Source organism: Streptomyces agglomeratus, from assembly GCF_001746415.1.
Lineage (GTDB): Bacteria > Actinomycetota > Actinomycetes > Streptomycetales > Streptomycetaceae > Streptomyces > Streptomyces agglomeratus.
The window spans coordinates 1,997,289-2,012,841 of the sequence record NZ_MEHJ01000001.1 but is presented as its reverse complement, the minus strand read 5'-3'; the positions used below and the strand labels follow the sequence as shown (position 1 = coordinate 2,012,841).

10 protein-coding genes and 1 pseudogene are annotated in these 15,553 nt (G+C 70.2%); 8 read left to right on the top strand and 3 right to left on the bottom strand.

What is annotated here, in order from left to right:
* Window positions 1-161 precede the first annotated feature (161 nt).
* The 7 genes from AS594_RS08505 (at window position 162) to AS594_RS08475 (ending at window position 10,432) form a co-directional block, all read left to right on the top strand.
* On the top strand, window positions 162-1,361 hold the full coding sequence (locus AS594_RS08505; protein ID WP_069926398.1) for an ROK family transcriptional regulator: 1,200 nt from the start codon (window positions 162-164) through the stop codon (window positions 1,359-1,361).
* 133 nt (window positions 1,362-1,494) lie between these two features.
* On the top strand, window positions 1,495-2,601 hold the full coding sequence (locus AS594_RS08500) for a substrate-binding domain-containing protein (protein WP_069926397.1): 1,107 nt from the start codon (window positions 1,495-1,497) through the stop codon (window positions 2,599-2,601).
* Between the two features lie 191 nt (window positions 2,602-2,792).
* Entirely contained in the window at window positions 2,793-3,581 is a 789-nt protein-coding gene (locus AS594_RS08495) for an ATP-binding cassette domain-containing protein (RefSeq protein WP_069930362.1), read from the top strand.
* Window positions 3,578-4,894, top strand: a complete 1,317-nt coding sequence (locus tag AS594_RS08490; protein WP_079148253.1) for a sugar ABC transporter permease — start codon at window positions 3,578-3,580, stop codon at window positions 4,892-4,894. Before AS594_RS08495 ends, AS594_RS08490 begins: the two co-directional genes overlap by 4 nt.
* 174 nt (window positions 4,895-5,068) lie before the next feature.
* Window positions 5,069-6,985 (top strand): 1-deoxy-D-xylulose-5-phosphate synthase, encoded by a 1,917-nt coding sequence (gene dxs / locus AS594_RS08485; RefSeq protein ID WP_069926396.1) that lies wholly within the window; start codon window positions 5,069-5,071, stop codon window positions 6,983-6,985.
* A 273-nt stretch (window positions 6,986-7,258) separates the two neighbouring features.
* Window positions 7,259-8,737 (top strand): amino acid permease, encoded by a 1,479-nt coding sequence (locus AS594_RS08480; RefSeq protein ID WP_176733164.1) that lies wholly within the window; start codon window positions 7,259-7,261, stop codon window positions 8,735-8,737.
* 102 nt (window positions 8,738-8,839) lie between these two features.
* Complete coding sequence (locus AS594_RS08475) at window positions 8,840-10,432, top strand: ArnT family glycosyltransferase (RefSeq protein WP_069926394.1); 1,593 nt, start codon at window positions 8,840-8,842, stop codon at window positions 10,430-10,432.
* Here AS594_RS08475 and AS594_RS40915 read toward each other — a convergent pair.
* A pseudogene (locus AS594_RS40915) lies at window positions 10,432-10,803 on the bottom strand (NYN domain-containing protein); the annotation flags it as partial. The gene AS594_RS08475 and the pseudogene AS594_RS40915 sit on opposite strands and share 1 nt — an antisense overlap.
* A 119-nt stretch (window positions 10,804-10,922) precedes the next feature.
* Between AS594_RS40915 and AS594_RS08470 the strand changes: the two are divergent.
* The gene (locus AS594_RS08470; protein ID WP_069926393.1) at window positions 10,923-12,014 is read left to right on the top strand and encodes a PLL family lectin; all 1,092 of its coding nucleotides are present in this window, start codon (window positions 10,923-10,925) and stop codon (window positions 12,012-12,014) included.
* Between the two features lie 141 nt (window positions 12,015-12,155).
* Here AS594_RS08470 and AS594_RS08465 read toward each other — a convergent pair whose 3' ends face one another.
* Both AS594_RS08465 and AS594_RS08460 read right to left on the bottom strand, forming a co-directional pair.
* Window positions 12,156-14,285 carry a 3-hydroxyacyl-CoA dehydrogenase NAD-binding domain-containing protein gene (locus AS594_RS08465; protein ID WP_069926392.1) on the bottom strand — a complete coding sequence of 710 codons (2,130 nt, stop codon included), beginning with the start codon at window positions 14,283-14,285 and terminating at the stop codon, window positions 12,156-12,158.
* Window positions 14,282-15,508 (bottom strand): thiolase family protein, encoded by a 1,227-nt coding sequence (locus tag AS594_RS08460; protein ID WP_069926391.1) that lies wholly within the window; start codon window positions 15,506-15,508, stop codon window positions 14,282-14,284. The genes AS594_RS08465 and AS594_RS08460 overlap by 4 nt, the downstream gene beginning before the upstream one ends.
* Between the last annotated feature and the right edge of the window lie 45 nt (window positions 15,509-15,553).

The window sequence follows — 15,553 nt, the reverse complement described above, 5'->3', positions numbered from 1 at the left end:
GACATGAACGAATAATTTTCACTGAAACGAACCGCCCGCCGGCGCCTTGCCGACGGGCGGTTCGGCGTGTCGCCGGCCCTGCCGCCACGCTCAAGGTCTTGACGGGGAGCAACCCGAAAGGCTCATCTTAGAGTTCACATGTTGGAGAAAGAGGAGAGTCAATGGAGACTCCGGGGTCGCAGACGTCACTGCACCGGGCCAATCTTGAGCGAGTCGTACGAGCCGTGCGGATGGCGGGCTCGCTCACCCAGGCAGAGATCGCCAGGGCCACAGGGCTCTCGGCAGCCACGGTCTCCAATATCGTGCGCGAGCTGAAGGACGGCGGCACCGTCGAGGTCACCCCGACCTCCGCGGGCGGGCGGCGGGCGCGCAGCGTCGCGCTCAGCGGCGACGCCGGCATCGTCATCGGCGTCGACTTCGGCCATACGCACCTGCGTGTCGCCGTCGGCAACCTGGCCCATCAGGTGCTCGCCGAAGAGGCCGAGCCACTGGATGTGGACGGCTCCGCCGCAGAGGGCTTCGACCGGGCGGAACAGCTGGTCAAACGCCTGATCGCGGCGAGCGGCATCAGCCAGGACAAGGTGATCGGCGTCGGCCTGGGCGTACCCGGACCGATCGACGTGGAGTCCGGCACGCTCGGCTCGACGTCGATCCTGCCGGGCTGGAAGGGCATCAACCCGAGCGAGGAGCTGTCGGGGCGCCTCGGCGTGCCGGTGTACGTCGACAACGACGCCAACCTGGGCGCGCTCGGCGAGCTGGTCTGGGGCAGCGGGCGCGGGGTCAAGGACCTGGCGTACATCAAGGTCGCCAGCGGTGTCGGCGCCGGCCTGGTGATCAGCGGCCAGATCTACCGCGGCCCGGGCGGTACGGCGGGCGAGATCGGGCACATCACGCTCGACGAGTCCGGCCCGGTCTGCCGCTGCGGCAACCGCGGCTGCCTGGAGACCTTCACCGCCGCCCGGTACGTCCTGCCGCTGCTCCAGTCCAGCCACGGGGCCGATCTGACCATGGAGCGCGTGGTGCAGCTGGCCCGCGAGGGCGACCCCGGCTGCCGCCGTGTGGTGGCCGACGTGGGCCGCCACATCGGCAGCGGCGTCGCCAACCTGTGCAACCTGCTCAACCCCAGCCGGGTGGTGCTGGGCGGAGACCTGGCCGAAGCCGGTGAGCTGGTGCTCGGGCCCATCCGCGACTCGGTCTCCCGGTACGCGATCCCCAGTGCGGCCAGGCAGCTCTCCGTGCTGCCCGGAGCGCTCGGCGGACGGTCCGAAGTCCTGGGCGCGCTGGCCCTCGTACTGAACGAAATGGGCGATTCGAGTCTTCTGGACAGTGCTCTGCCCGCCGGGGCTCCTGCCTTCACTTAGATAACGAATGGCACCGTTGTCATCTCGTTAAGGATTTACTCCTTGACGCTGCCATCGGGGCGGAGTTGACTTCCAGCCACCTCGGCCGCAACGTCGCGGCCTCGTCAGGGAGGTTTCTGAAGTGAACACGCGTATGCGTCGTGCCGCCGTGGCCGTGGCCGCAACAGCGATGGCCATATCCCTCGCCGCCTGTGGTAGCGCCAAGGAGTCCGGGAACGCCTCCGGAGCCAAGGAGTCGGAGGGCAAGAAGACCGACGCCCTCAAGATAGGCCTGCTGCTCCCGGAGAATCAGACCGCTCGTTACGAGAAGTTCGACAAGCCGCTGATCGAGAAGAAGATCAGCGAACTGACCGGTGGCAAGGGCGAGGTCGTCTACGCCAACGCCAAGCAGGACGCCACCGTCCAGACGCAGCAGATCGACACCATGATCACCAACAAGGTCGACGCGCTGATCGTGGACGCGGTCGACTCCAAGGCGATCGCCGGCGGCGTGAAGAAGGCCAAGGACCAGGGCATCCCGGTCGTCGCCTTCGACCGCCTCGCCGAGGGCCCGATCGACGCGTACACCTCCTTCGACAACGAAGAGGTCGGCCACGTCCAGGGCAAGGCCCTGCTCGAGGCGCTGGGCGACAAGGCCGACGGCGGCCAGATCGTCATGATGAACGGCGCCATCACCGACCCGAACGCCGCGCTCTTCAAGAAGGGTGCGCTGGCCGAGCTCGAGGGCAAGGTCAAGATCGGCAAGTCGTACGACACCAAGGAGTGGAAGCCGGAGAACGCCAACCAGAACATGGAAGGCGCGCTGTCCGCTCTCGGCAAGGACAAGATCGACGGCGTCTACTCCGCCAACGACGGCATGGCGGGCGGCATCATCACCGCCCTCAAGGGCGCCGGCCTCTCCAAGCTCCCGCCGGTCACCGGCCAGGACGCCGAACTCGCCGGTGTGCAGCGCATCGTTTCCGGTGAGCAGTTCATGAGCGTCTACAAGCCGTACGCCCCCGAGGCGGCCGCCGCCGCCGAGATGGCGGTCGCGCTGGCCAAGGGCGAGAAGCTCGACTCCATCGCCAAGGACACCGTCGACAGCCCCACCACCAAGGGCGTCCCGAGCGTGCTGGTTCCGGTCGTCTCGCTGACCAAGGACAACATCAAGGACACCGTCCTCAAGGACGGCGTCTACACGGTCGCCGAGATCTGCACCCCGAAGTACAAGGCCGCCTGCGACAAGCTCGGGCTGAAGTAACCACCCCGCCGAGTCCACTGCCCCCGCAGGGACTTCACCGCGGCTGAAGCCTGTCCGGTGCCCCGCCCTCCACAGCCCCGCAGCTCGGGCGGGGCGCCGGACAGAAACACTCCCGCACCTCCACTTTCTTGCTCGACCTCCGCGCCGCCTTCCCCCGGCGCGGCATCCCCGCCGGTCAGGCGGCGAAGGAGATGGTTCACGTGTCCGCTACGCCCGTGCTGGCGTTGCGAGGGGTCTCCAAGCGGTTCGGTGCCGTCCAGGCGCTCACCGACGTAGAGCTTGAGGTCCACGCCGGTGAAGTGGTCGCCCTGGTGGGCGACAACGGTGCCGGAAAGTCCACGCTGGTCAAGACGATCGCCGGCGTGCACCCCATCGATGACGGTGTCATCGAGTGGGAAGGCGGCGCCGTACAGATCAACAAGCCCCACGACGCCCAGAACCTCGGCATCGCGACCGTCTACCAGGACCTCGCGCTGTGCGACAACATCGACGTCGTCGGCAACCTCTACCTCGGCCGGGAGATCCGCAAGCGCGGCATCCTCGACGAGGTCGAGATGGAGCGCCGCGCCCGCGAGCTGCTCACCACGCTGTCCATCCGCATCCCGAGCGTGCGCATCCCGATCGCCTCGCTCTCCGGCGGCCAGCGCCAGACCGTGGCCATCGCCCGCTCGATGCTGGGCGAGCCCAGGCTCGTCATCCTCGACGAGCCGACAGCGGCCCTCGGTGTCGAGCAGACCGCACAGGTGCTCGACCTCGTCGAGCGGCTGCGTGACCGCGGCCACGCGGTCATCCTCATCAGCCACAACATGGCGGACGTCAAGGCCGTCGCGGACAAGGTGGCGGTCCTCCGGCTGGGCCGCAACAACGGCGTCTTCGACGTCAAGACCACCTCGCAGGAAGAGATCATTTCCGCCATCACCGGTGCCACGGACAACGCCGTGACCCGTCGTGCGGCGCGCAACGTGGAGGTCCAGAAGTGAGTACCGACAAGACCTCCCCGGCGGTCGGCGAGGCCCCCGCGGCGCCTGCCGACGCGGCCGCCGTGGACGCGCCGGCGCCGGCCCCCGCCGCCGTCACCGCCGTCGACCCGCGCCTGCTCGTCCGTGAGCAGGGCTTCGCCGGCTACCTCGGCGAGTTCAAGCGCAAGTTGCGCGCCGGCGACCTGGGGTCCATCCCCGTCGTCATCGGCCTGCTCGTCATCTGCGTGATCTTCCAGGGCCTGAACGAGAACTTCCTGTCGGCCGGCAACCTCAGCAACATCGCCGTCTCCATGGTCGCGACCGGCATGATGGCCGTCGGCATCATCTTCGTGCTGCTGCTCGGCGAGATCGACCTGTCGGTCGGCTCGGTCAGCGGTGTCTCGGGCGCCATCGTCGCCGTACTCAGCGTCACCAACGGCATCAACGAATGGCTCGCGATCATCGCCGCGGTCACCGGCGGCGCCCTCATCGGCGCGATCCACGGCTTCTTCTTCGCCCGGATAGGCGCCCCCGCCTTCGCCGTCACGCTGTCCGGCCTGCTGTTCTGGCAGGGCTTCATGCTCCAGCTGCTCGGCAGCAACGGCACGATCAACCTGGACTCCGACGGCCTGGTCGGCCAGCTCACGACGTACTACTTCTCGGACGTCGCCGCCGCCTACGGCCTCGCCCTCGTCGCCGTCGTCGCCTTCTTCCTCTCCTCCTTCACGGACAGCCGCCGCCGCGAGGCCGCGGGCGTCCCGTCCCGGCCGCTCAGCGAGATCGCCCTGCGCACGGGGCTGCTCGCCGTCATCGCGTTCGCCGCCGCGGCCACGTTCAACCAGTACAAGGGCCTGCCGCTCGCGGTGCTGCTCTTCCTGGTGGTCCTGGTCGCGTCCGACTTCGTCCTGCGCCGCACCGCGTACGGCCGCAAGATCTTCGCGCTCGGCGGCAGCGTGGAGGCGTCCCGGCGCGCCGGTATCAACGTCACGGCGGTGCGGATCTCGGTCTTCGCCATCGCCGGTACGTTCGCGGCCGTCGGCGGCCTGTTCTGGGCCTCCAAGATCGCCGCGGCCAACCAGAGCGCCGGCGCCGGCGACCTGCTGATGAACGTCATCGCGGCGGCCGTCATCGGCGGCACCAGCCTCTTCGGCGGGCGCGGCCGCACCTGGAACGCGCTCCTCGGCGTCATGGTGATCACCTCGATCCAGTACGGCCTGGCCCTCGAGGGCATCGCCACGCCGATCCAGTACATGATCACCGGCGGTGTCCTCCTGGCGACCGTCGTGATCGACTCCGTCACCCGGAAGACCCAGAAGACCGCGGGTCGCGCCTGACCACGTGTCCCCAGCCGTGCCCGGCACCGGATTCCGGTGCCGGGCACGGCTGTGCGTGCGCCCGGCTGTGACCGACGCGTGACGCGGAAAGCACCGCCCGATGACCAACGTCGGTGGCGGAACATTAGACTCGACAGACCGGCAAGCAGACAGTTCAACTGCAAGGAGGCACGGGTGGCGCTGCTGACCCGCATTACGGGACCGCGCGATCTGGACGGGCTCACCCCGGAGCAGCTGGACCGGCTGGCCGCCGAGATCCGGACATTTCTCGTGGACGAGGTCTCCAAGACCGGCGGACACCTGGGGCCCAACCTCGGTGTGGTCGAACTGACGATCGCTCTGCACCGTGTCTTCGAGTCGCCGAAGGACAAGGTCCTCTTCGACACCGGACACCAGAGTTACGTGCACAAGCTGCTCACGGGCCGGCAGGACTTCACGAAGCTGAAGATGAAGGGCGGCCTGTCCGGCTACCCCTCGCGCGCCGAGTCCGAGCACGACGTCATCGAGAACTCGCACGCCTCGACCGTCCTCGGCTGGGCCGACGGACTGGCCAAGGCAAACGAGGTCCTCAAGAAGGAGGACCACCACGTCGTCGCCGTCATCGGTGACGGCGCGCTCACGGGCGGTATGGCCTGGGAGGCGCTGAACAACATCGCCGTCGCCAAGGACCGCCCGCTCGTCATCGTCGTCAACGACAACGAGCGTTCGTACGCGCCCACCATCGGCGGCCTCGCGAACCACCTGGCCACGCTCCGCACCACCGACGGTTACGAGCGTTTCCTCGCCCGCGGCAAGGACCTCCTGGAGCGCACGCCCGTCGTCGGCAAGCCTCTCTACGGGACCCTCCACGGAGCGAAGAAGGGCCTCAAGGACTTCATCGCGCCGCAGGGCATGTTCGAGGACCTGGGTCTGAAGTACGTCGGCCCGATCGACGGCCACGACATCGAGGCCCTGGAGTCCGCGCTCCAGCGCGCCAAGCGCTTCGGCGGCCCCGTCATCGTGCACTGCCTCACCGAGAAGGGCCGGGGCTACCAGCCGGCCCTCGCCGACGAGGCGGACCGCTTCCACGCCGTCGGCAAGATCCACCCCGACACCGGTCTGCCGATCGCGTCCTCGGGCGTCGACTGGACCTCGGTGTTCGGCGAGGAGATGGTCAAGCTCGGCAAGGAGCGCGAGGACATCGTCGCGATCACCGCCGCGATGCTCCAGCCGGTCGGCCTCGACCGGTTCGCGAAGGCGTTCCCGGACCGGGTGTACGACGTCGGAATCGCCGAGCAGCACGGCGCGGTCTCCGCGGCGGGCCTGGCCACCGGCGGCCTGCACCCCGTCTTCGCCGTGTACGCGACGTTCCTCAACCGGGCCTTCGACCAGGTCCTGATGGACGTGGCGCTGCACAAGTGCGGCGTGACGTTCGTACTGGACCGCGCGGGCGTCACCGGCACCGACGGCGCCTCGCACAACGGCATGTGGGACATGTCGATCCTCCAGTGCGTCCCGACCCTTCGCATCGCCGCCCCGCGCGACGCCGACCAGGTCCGCGCACAGCTGCGCGAGGCCGTCGAGGTCGACGACGCGCCCACCGTCGTCCGCTTCTCCAAGGGCGCGGTCGGCCCGGCGGTCAAGGCCGTGGGCAAGGTCGGCGGCATGGACGTCCTGCGCAGGCCGGACGAGGGCACCGCGGACGTCCTGCTGGTCTCCGTCGGCGCCCTCGCACCGATGTGCCTGGAGATCGCCGACCTCCTCGACAAGCAGGGCATCACCACGACCGTCGTCGACCCGCGCTGGGTCAAGCCGGTCGACGAGGCGCTCCCGCCGCTCGCCGAGCAGCACCGCGTCGTCGTCACCGTCGAGGACAACAGCCGCGCCGGCGGCGTCGGCTCCGCGGTCGCCCAGGCGCTGCGGGACGAGGGCGTCGACGTACCGCTGCGCGACTTCGGCATCCCGCCGAGGTTCCTCGACCACGCCTCCCGCAAGGAGGTCATGGCCGAGATCGGGCTGACCGCGCCGGACATCGCCCGTCAGGTGACGGGTCTGGTGGCCAAGCTGGACGGCCGTCTGGAGGACGCGCCGGCCGAGGCTGCCCGCGACTGACGCCCCGCCAGTACGGCGGAACAGGCCCGCCCGGAGCACACGCTCCGGGCGGGCCTTCTTCTTTCGCTACTCCGAAAGGGTCAACTCGCAGGGGCGGTACGCATACCGGTCTGTGCCTCTCATCGGGTGAAACCGGGCGGCGGTCCTCGTGGGAACTGACCGGTTCACTCACGATCATGACTGAAACTCGCTCACTTCAAGGTTGGGCGACAGCCGACAGTCGGAGGTACGCCGGTGAGTACGCAGCACGACCCAGGGCCAGCCAAAGAGGGCATGTTCCGGACCAAGACGGTCGAACAGTCGATCCGCGACACGGAGGAGCCGGAGCACGAGCTCAAGAAATCCCTCTCCGCGCTGGACCTGACGGTCTTCGGCGTCGGTGTCATCATCGGCACCGGCATCTTCGTCCTCACGGGCAAGGTGGCCAAGGAGACGGCAGGCCCCGCGACCGCCCTGGCCTTCGTCGCCGCCGGCGTCGTCTGCGCCCTGGCCGCGCTCTGTTACGCCGAGTTCGCCTCCACCGTCCCTGTGGCCGGTTCCGCGTACACCTTCTCGTACGCCTCCCTCGGCGAGCTGGTCGCCTGGACCATCGGCTGGGACCTGGTCCTCGAATTCGCGCTGGGCACGGCGGTGGTGGCGGTCGGCTGGTCGGGCTACGTCCGCTCGCTGATGGACAACGTCGGGTGGGGAATGCCCGAAGCGCTGTCCGGGCCCGAAGCGGCGGACGGGTTCGGCTTCGACCTGCTCGCGTTCGTCCTGGTCCTGCTGCTCACGGCCATCCTCGTGGCCGGCGTGAAGCTGTCCGCACGGGTCACCGCGATCGTGGTCGCCATCAAGGTGACCGTGGTCCTGATCGTGATCATCGCCGGCTCGTTCTTCATCAAGGCCGACAACTACTCGCCCTTCATCCCCGACGCCGTGACCCCGCCCGCCGGATCGGGCTGGGACGCGCCCCTGGTTCAGCTGATGTTCGGTTACGAGCCCACCAACTTCGGCGTCATGGGCATCTTCACCGCCGCGTCCGTCGTCTTCTTCGCCTTCATCGGCTTCGACGTCGTGGCCACCGCCGCCGAGGAGACCAAGGTCCCGCAGCGGGACATGCCGCGCGGCATCCTCGGCTCGCTCCTCATCTGCACCGTGCTGTACGTCGCCGTGTCCCTCGTGGTCACCGGCATGCAGCACTACAGCGAGCTCTCGGTGAGCGCCCCGCTCGCCGACGCCTTCAAGGCCACCGGGCACCCCTTCTACGCCGGCACGATCAGCTTCGGGGCCGCCGTCGGCCTCACCACGGTGTGCATGATCCTGCTGCTCGGGCAGACCCGGGTGTTCTTCGCGATGAGCCGGGACGGGCTGCTCCCGCGCTTCTTCTCCGTCACCCACCCGAAGTTCCGCACCCCGTACCGCCCGACCATCCTGCTCGGCGTGCTGATCGCGATCATCGCCGGCTTCACCAGCCTCGAAGAGCTCGCGACGCTGGTGAACATCGGCACGCTCTTCGCGTTCATCGTCGTCGCCCTCGGCGTCATCGTCCTGCGCCGGACCCGTCCCGACCTGCACCGGGCCTTCCGCACCCCGCTGGTGCCCCTGGTCCCGATCCTGTCGGTGGCCGCCTCGCTGTGGCTGATGCTCAATCTGCCGGCCGAGACCTGGCTGCGGTTCGGCATCTGGATGGCGGTGGGCTACGTGCTGTACTTCGCGTACGGCCGCAGCCACAGCCGACTCGGGCGCGAGGGTCCCGGCGCCAAGTACTAGCCGATATCCGGCCACTTCCGGCCGGCCCTGACGCTCAGGTACAGCCCCGGCTCCGTATGTCCCGGTTCGGCACGGACTGCGGAGCCGGATAGCTTGGCTCGCATGCTCACGCGGCCGCCGATCCCGTCACCGTCCGTGTCCGCGCCGGTCCTGCCCCGGCAGCGGCCGGCCGGCGGCGCCCGGCCTGCACCGCGCCCCTACTGGCGGCACCTGCTGCCCGCCCTGGCGCTGCTGGCCCTGCTCACCCGCCTGCCCTCCTTCCGGCACGCCCTGTGGAACCCGGACGAGGGCTATCTCGCCGTACAGGCAAGGATGCTGGCCGACGGCGGGGTGCTCTACGACACGGTCGTGGACCGCAAACCGCCCCTGCTGCCCTGGCTCTACGAAGCGGCCTTCGCGCTCTTCGGCGACGAATCGCTGCTGCCCCTGCACCTGTGCGCGGTCGCCGCCCAGCTGCTCACCGCCGCCCTGCTCGCCTCCGTGGCCCGCCGCCGCTGGGGCGACACGGCCGGACGCACGGCAGGCGCGCTGTACCTGCTCGTCTCCATCGGGCTGAACCCCGAGGACGCGCAGGCGGCGACGTTCGAGGTGTTCATACTGCCGTTCACGGCGGCGGCGGTCTGGTGCGCGGACCGGGGCCGGTGGTGCGGCGCGGGCGTGGCGGTCGCCGCCGCGTTCCTCACCAAGCAGACCGGTGGAGCCGTCCTCGCCCCGGTGCTGTGGCTGCTGTGGCAGAACGCCCCGGCCCGAAGCGCCCTGTTCCGTACGGCCTTCGGTTTCTGCCTGCCCGTCCTGTACGCCGCGCTGCTCACCGGTCCGCACCGCTTCCTGTTCTGGACGGTCACCGGTTCGGGGACGTACGCGTCCTTCACCGGCTCGGAACTGCACGTCCTCTTCCGGGGCCTGGTGAACACCCTCATCTTCGCGTTCGCCTGCGCCGGCCTCGTCCCACCCGTCCTGCGCGCCCCGCGCGTCGCCAGGACGGGGGCGGCGGACCTGTGGGTGTGGCTCCTGGCCGCCGCGGGCGCGGTGGTCCTCGGCTTCCACTTCTTCGGCCACTACTACCTCCAGCTCATGCCGCCGATCGCCCTGCTGGCCACGGGCGCCCTCCACGTCCTGCCGGCCCGGCACCGGACCAGGGCGCTCCTCACCTCGGCGGGCACGTGCGCGGTGTTCCTGGCCTGGGGCCTGCTGGCACCCCGGCCGGAACTCGCGCACGTACGGAAGGTCGCGGAGGCGGTGAAGGTACGGACGGGGCCTCAGGACCGCGTCCTCATCTGGGGGATACACCCCGAGGCGTACTGGCTCGCCGACCGCGCCCCCGCCACCCGCTACCTCACGGCGGGCCTGCTCACCAACTACAGCGGCGGCCGCGACGGTCCGCAGGTCGGCGAGAAGTACGCGATGGCGGGCGCCTGGCCCGTCTTCCGCGGCGAGATGGCGGCGCGGCCGCCGGTCCTCATCGTCGACGACTCACGCGGGAAGCCCTTCGCGCCGGAGCGCGTGCCGACGCTGCGCAGGCTGCTGGCGGGGGAGTACGAGCACCTGACGACGGTCGACGGAGCGGTGCTCTACGTCCGTTCACCGGCGGCCGGGCCCCCCTCGCCCCCGTCGTCCGCGCCCTCCACACCCTCCGCGTCCTCCACGCCCTGCACGGCGGCCGCGTCCTGTGCGTCCTCCGCGTCGCCCCGCTGAGGCCGCACCGTGCGCGGCCCCACGCACCGGGCGCCGTACGCCTCCACCCGCCGCCTCAGCTCCCGGTCGGCGGTGGCGACGAGGACGTCCGCGCCCCTGCCGGTCTCCTCCGCGACCACCTCCACGATGCGGTCGTCGCCGCTGCCGGGCGCGGACTCGACCCGTACGCCCGGCACGGAGGCGACGCGGCGGGCCGCGCCCTCGACGACGAGGACGACGGTGAGCGGGCCGGGGTGGCCGGGGAGGCCGTTCCCGGCATGGGCCCGGAGGCTGTCGCGCAGGCGTTCGGCGGCGCCGTGACGGTCGCGCCACCAGCCGTCCGGCACCGATCCGACCACGTTGGCGGCGTCCACGACGAGCAGAGTTCTCATACCATCCTCATAGCACGGGCGTGACGCGTGAGGCAGTCGCGACCAGGCAAAACGCTATGCTTGTTCGATACCCCCCCCGAGATCCGAAAAGCCGATGTACAGAAGGTTGGCCTGACGCCATGAGGCCGCGGAGCGCGCGTAAGACCGAGCGAATTTCCCCGTCCCCGTCGGGCCCCCCGCCCGCGACCGGCCCCCGGACCAGCGGCTGGCTGCTGCGCGGCAAGGACGAGCGGCTCACCGCCTACGCCCCTGCCGAGGGCGGGCTGCTGCGCTGGACGGAGACCGCCCCCGGCGGCCCCGGCTGGACGGGCCCCCAGTTCTTCCCGGCCCCCGGCATCGAGCACCTCACCCTCGCCCAGGGGCCCGACGGTTACGTCCATTTCATCGGCCGGCGCCAGAACGGCGACGCCGTGGACATCGTGCACGCGATCCAGTATCAGACCGGCCGCCCGCTGACCGCCTGGCACTCCCTCGGGAACCCGTACAAGACGGTCGAGCGCGGTCTCAAGGTCGGCGTCCCGGCCGCCACCGTCAACACGGCGGGCGCGGTGCACGTCTTCGTACGCAACGCGGGGCGCGGCATGCAGATGCGCCGTCAGGCCGCCAACGGCAAGTGGGAGGGCTGGAAGGACCTGCGCGGCAGCAAGGCCCACGACGGTCCGGCCGCGGTCGCCACGTCGTCAGGCACGGTGGAGCTGGTGGTCCCCGCGGAGGGCCGGATGCTGCGCTGGACGCAGGAGAAGCCCGGCGGCGACCTGACGCAGACCGAGGACCTTCCCTTCACGCCCGCCCTGCGCACGGTCACCGGCCTGGAGACCGCCGAGGACCGTGTCACGTACTACTGGAACGACTCCGACACCAAGGGCATCACCGCCCACCGCCCCGGCGCCGACACCGTCCCGCTGTCCGGCACGCCGGCGGACAGCCCCGTCGCCGCCCTGCGCACACCGATAGGCGGCCACGACTGCACGGTCCTGGCCCACCGCGGCAGCGACGGCCGGCCCGTGCTGGCGGCCTGCGTGACGCAGGCCGAGAGCGACGGCGTGTGGTGGACCGCGACGGGTGAGGAATGCGTGGGCGCACCGGCGCTCGCGGTCGACGCGAGGGGCCGCGTGGTCCTCGCGGTCGTCGGCCGCGACGGCGCGCTGTACGTGGCACGCCAGAGGCCGGAGGAGGAGGGCCTGGCCCTGGCGGCCTGGGCCCGCTTCTGAACGGCCGTACCCGACCCGCGACTCCTGACCCGCCCCGTCCGAGCCGCGACTTCCGCCCCACCGCTTCCGCACCGCTCGCGACCAACGGACTGAGCCCGGCGCACCTTTCGGCGCACCGGGCTCAGTCGCGTACGGGAGCGGTTACGCGGGGACGCTCGCCACGCCCTGCGGCAGGAACTTCTTGCCGTTCACGCGCTCCGAGTAGCCCTCGCGGTCCAGGTACGGCGTGATGCCGCCCAGGTGGAAGGGCCAGCCGGCGCCCGTGATCAGGCAGAGGTCGATGTCCTGCGCCTCGGCGACGACACCCTCCTGGAGCATGAGGCCGATCTCCTGCGTCACGGCCTCCATGACGCGGGTACGGACCTGCTCCTCCGTCAGGACGTTGTCGCCCTGCTTGAGGAGAGCCGCGACCTCGGGGTCCAGCTCGGGCTTGCCCGAGTCGTAGACGTAGAAGCCGCGCTTGCCGGCCTTGACCACGGCGGCCAGGTTCGGCGACACCGTGAAGCGCTCCGGGAAGGAGCGGTTCAGGGTCTCCGAGACGTGCAGACCGATGGCCGGGCCGACCAGCTCCAGCAGCACCAGCGGGGACATCGGCAGACCGAGCGGCTCGACAGCCTTCTCGGCGACCTCGACCGGGGTGCCCTCGTCGATGGTGTTCTGGATCTCGCCCATGAAGCGGGTGAGGATGCGGTTCACCACGAACGCCGGGGCGTCCTTGCAGAGCACGGCGGTCTTCTTGAGCTTGCGCGCGACACCGAAGGCCGTGGCCAGCGAGGCGTCGTCGGTCTGCTCGCCGCGCACGATCTCCAGGAGCGGGAGGATCGCGACCGGGTTGAAGAAGTGGAAGCCGACGACCCGCTCGGGGTGCTTCAGCTTCGACGCCATCTCGGAGACCGACAGCGACGAGGTGTTGGTGGCGAGGATCGCGTGCGCCGGGGCGACCGCCTCGACCTCCGCGAACACCTGCTGCTTGACGCCCATTTCCTCGAAGACAGCCTCGATGATGAAGTCGGCGTCGGAGAAGCCCTCGGCCTTGTCCAGCACACCGGAGACCAGGCCCTTGAGACGGTTGGCCTTGTCCTGGTTGATGCGGCGCTTGCCGAGCAGCTTGTCGATCTCGGCGTGGACGTAGCCCACGCCCTTGTCGACGCGCGCCTGGTCGATGTCGGTCAGGACGACCGGCACCTCCAGGCGGCGCAGGAACAGCAGCGCGAGCTGCGAGGCCATCAGGCCGGCGCCGACGACGCCCACCTTGGTGACCGGACGCGCCAGCGACTTGTCCGGCGCACCGGCCGGACGCTTCGCGCGCTTCTGGACCAGGTTGAAGGCGTAGATGCCGCTGCGCAGCTCGCCGCCCATGATCAGGTCGGCCAGCGCGGTGTCCTCGGCGTCGAAGCCGGCGCCCAGGTCGCCGTCCTTCGCCGCCGCGATGATCTCCAGCGCGCGGTACGCCGCCGGGGCCGCGCCGTGCACCTTGGAGTCCGCGATCGCCTTGCCGCGCGCGACGGCCTGGTCCCAGGCCGCACCGCGGTCGATCTCCGGCCGTACGACCTGGAGTTCGCCGCGCAGCACGGAAGCTGTCCAGATCAGCGACTGCTCCAGGAAGTCCGCGCCCTCGAAGATCGCGTCGGCGATCCCGAGCTCGTAGACCTGCTTGCCCTTGAGCTGCTTGTTCTGGTTGAGCGAGTTCTCGATGATGACCGAAACCGCGCGGTCGGCGCCGATCAGGTTCGGCAGCAGCGCGCAGCCGCCCCAGCCCGGAACCAGGCCGAGGAAGACCTCGGGCAGCGAGAACGCGGGGAGCGCGGCCGAGACCGTGCGGTAGGTGCAGTGCAGGCCGACCTCGACGCCGCCGCCCATCGCCGCGCCGTTGTAGTACGCGAAGGTGGGGACCGCGAGGCCCGACAGGCGGCGGAAGACGTCGTGGCCGCCCTTGCCGATCGCCAGCGCGTCCTCGTGGCGCTTCAGCAGCTCGACGCCCTTGAGGTCGGCGCCGACCGCGAAGATGAACGGCTTGCCGGTGAGGCCGACACCGACGATGGAGCCCTCGGCGGCCTCCTTCTCGACCTGGTCGATCGCCGTGTTCAGGTTGGCGAGCGACTGCGGGCCGAAGGTGGTCGGCTTGGTGTGGTCGAAGCCGTTGTCCAGCGTGATCAGCGCGAACCGGCCCGCGCCCGACGGCAGCTCGAAGTGCCGTACGTGGGCGCTGGTGACGACCTCGTCGGGGAACAGCTCGGCCGCCCCCTTCAAAAGCTCAACGGTGGTGGTCACTTGCTGCCTCCGGCGTCCTTGTGGTTCGGGTTCTCCCAGATCACGGTGGCGCCCATGCCGAAGCCGACGCACATCGTGGTGAGGCCGTAGCGGACCTCCGGCTGCTCCTCGAACTGGCGGGCCAGCTGAGTCATCAGACGCACGCCGGAGGAGGCCAGCGGGTGGCCGTAGGCGATCGCGCCGCCGTACTGGTTGACGCGGGCGTCGTCGTCGGCGATGCCGTAGTGCTCCAGGAACGCGAGGACCTGGACCGCGAACGCCTCGTTGATCTCGAAGAGGTTGATGTCCTCGATCGACAGACCGGCCTTGGCCAGCGCCTTCTCGGTCGCCGGGATCGGGCCGTAGCCCATGACCTCGGGCTCCACGCCGGCGAAGGCGTAGGAGACGAGGCGCATCTTCACCGGGAGGTCGTTCTCGCGGGCGAATTCCTCGGAGGCGAGGATCGAGGCGGTGGCGCCGTCGTTGAGACCGGCCGCGTTGCCGGCGGTGACGTTGCCGTGGACGCGGAACGGCGTCTTCAGGTTCGCCAGCGACTCCAGCGTGGTGCCCGGGCGCATCGGCTCGTCGGCCGTGACCAGGCCCCAGCCCGTCTCGCCGACGTCCGCGTTGGTGCGGCGCACCGAGACCGGCACGAGGTCCTTCTGGATCTTGCCGTCGGCGTACGCCTTGGCGGCCTTCTCCTGCGAGCGCACGGCGTACTCGTCGGCGCGGCGCTTGGTGATGCTCGGGTAGCGGTCGTGCAGGTTCTCGGCGGTCATGCCCATGAACAGGGCGGACTCGTCGACGAGCTTCTCCGACACGAAGCGCGGGTTCGGGTCGACGCCCTCACCCATGGGGTGGCGGCCCATGTGCTCGACACCACCGGCGATGACGGCGTCGTACGCGCCGAAGGCGATCGAACCGGCCAGCGCGGTCACGGACGTCAGGGCGCCGGCGCACATGCGGTCGATGGAGTAGCCGGGGACGGACTGCGGCAGACCGGCGAGGATGCCGGCCGTACGGCCGAGGGTCAGGCCCTGGTCACCGATCTGCGTGGTCGCGGCGATGGCGACCTCGTCGATCTTCGCGGGGTCGAGGCCGGGGTTGCGGCGCAGCAGCTCCCGGATGGCCTTCACGACGAGATCGTCGGCGCGGGTCTCGTGGTAGATGCCCTTCGGGCCCGCCTTGCCGAACGGGGTGCGGACGCCGTCGACGAAGACGACATCCCTGACGGTACGAGGCACGATTGGCTCTCCTCCAGGTGCGGGGTGGCACTGCTGCACTTCGGG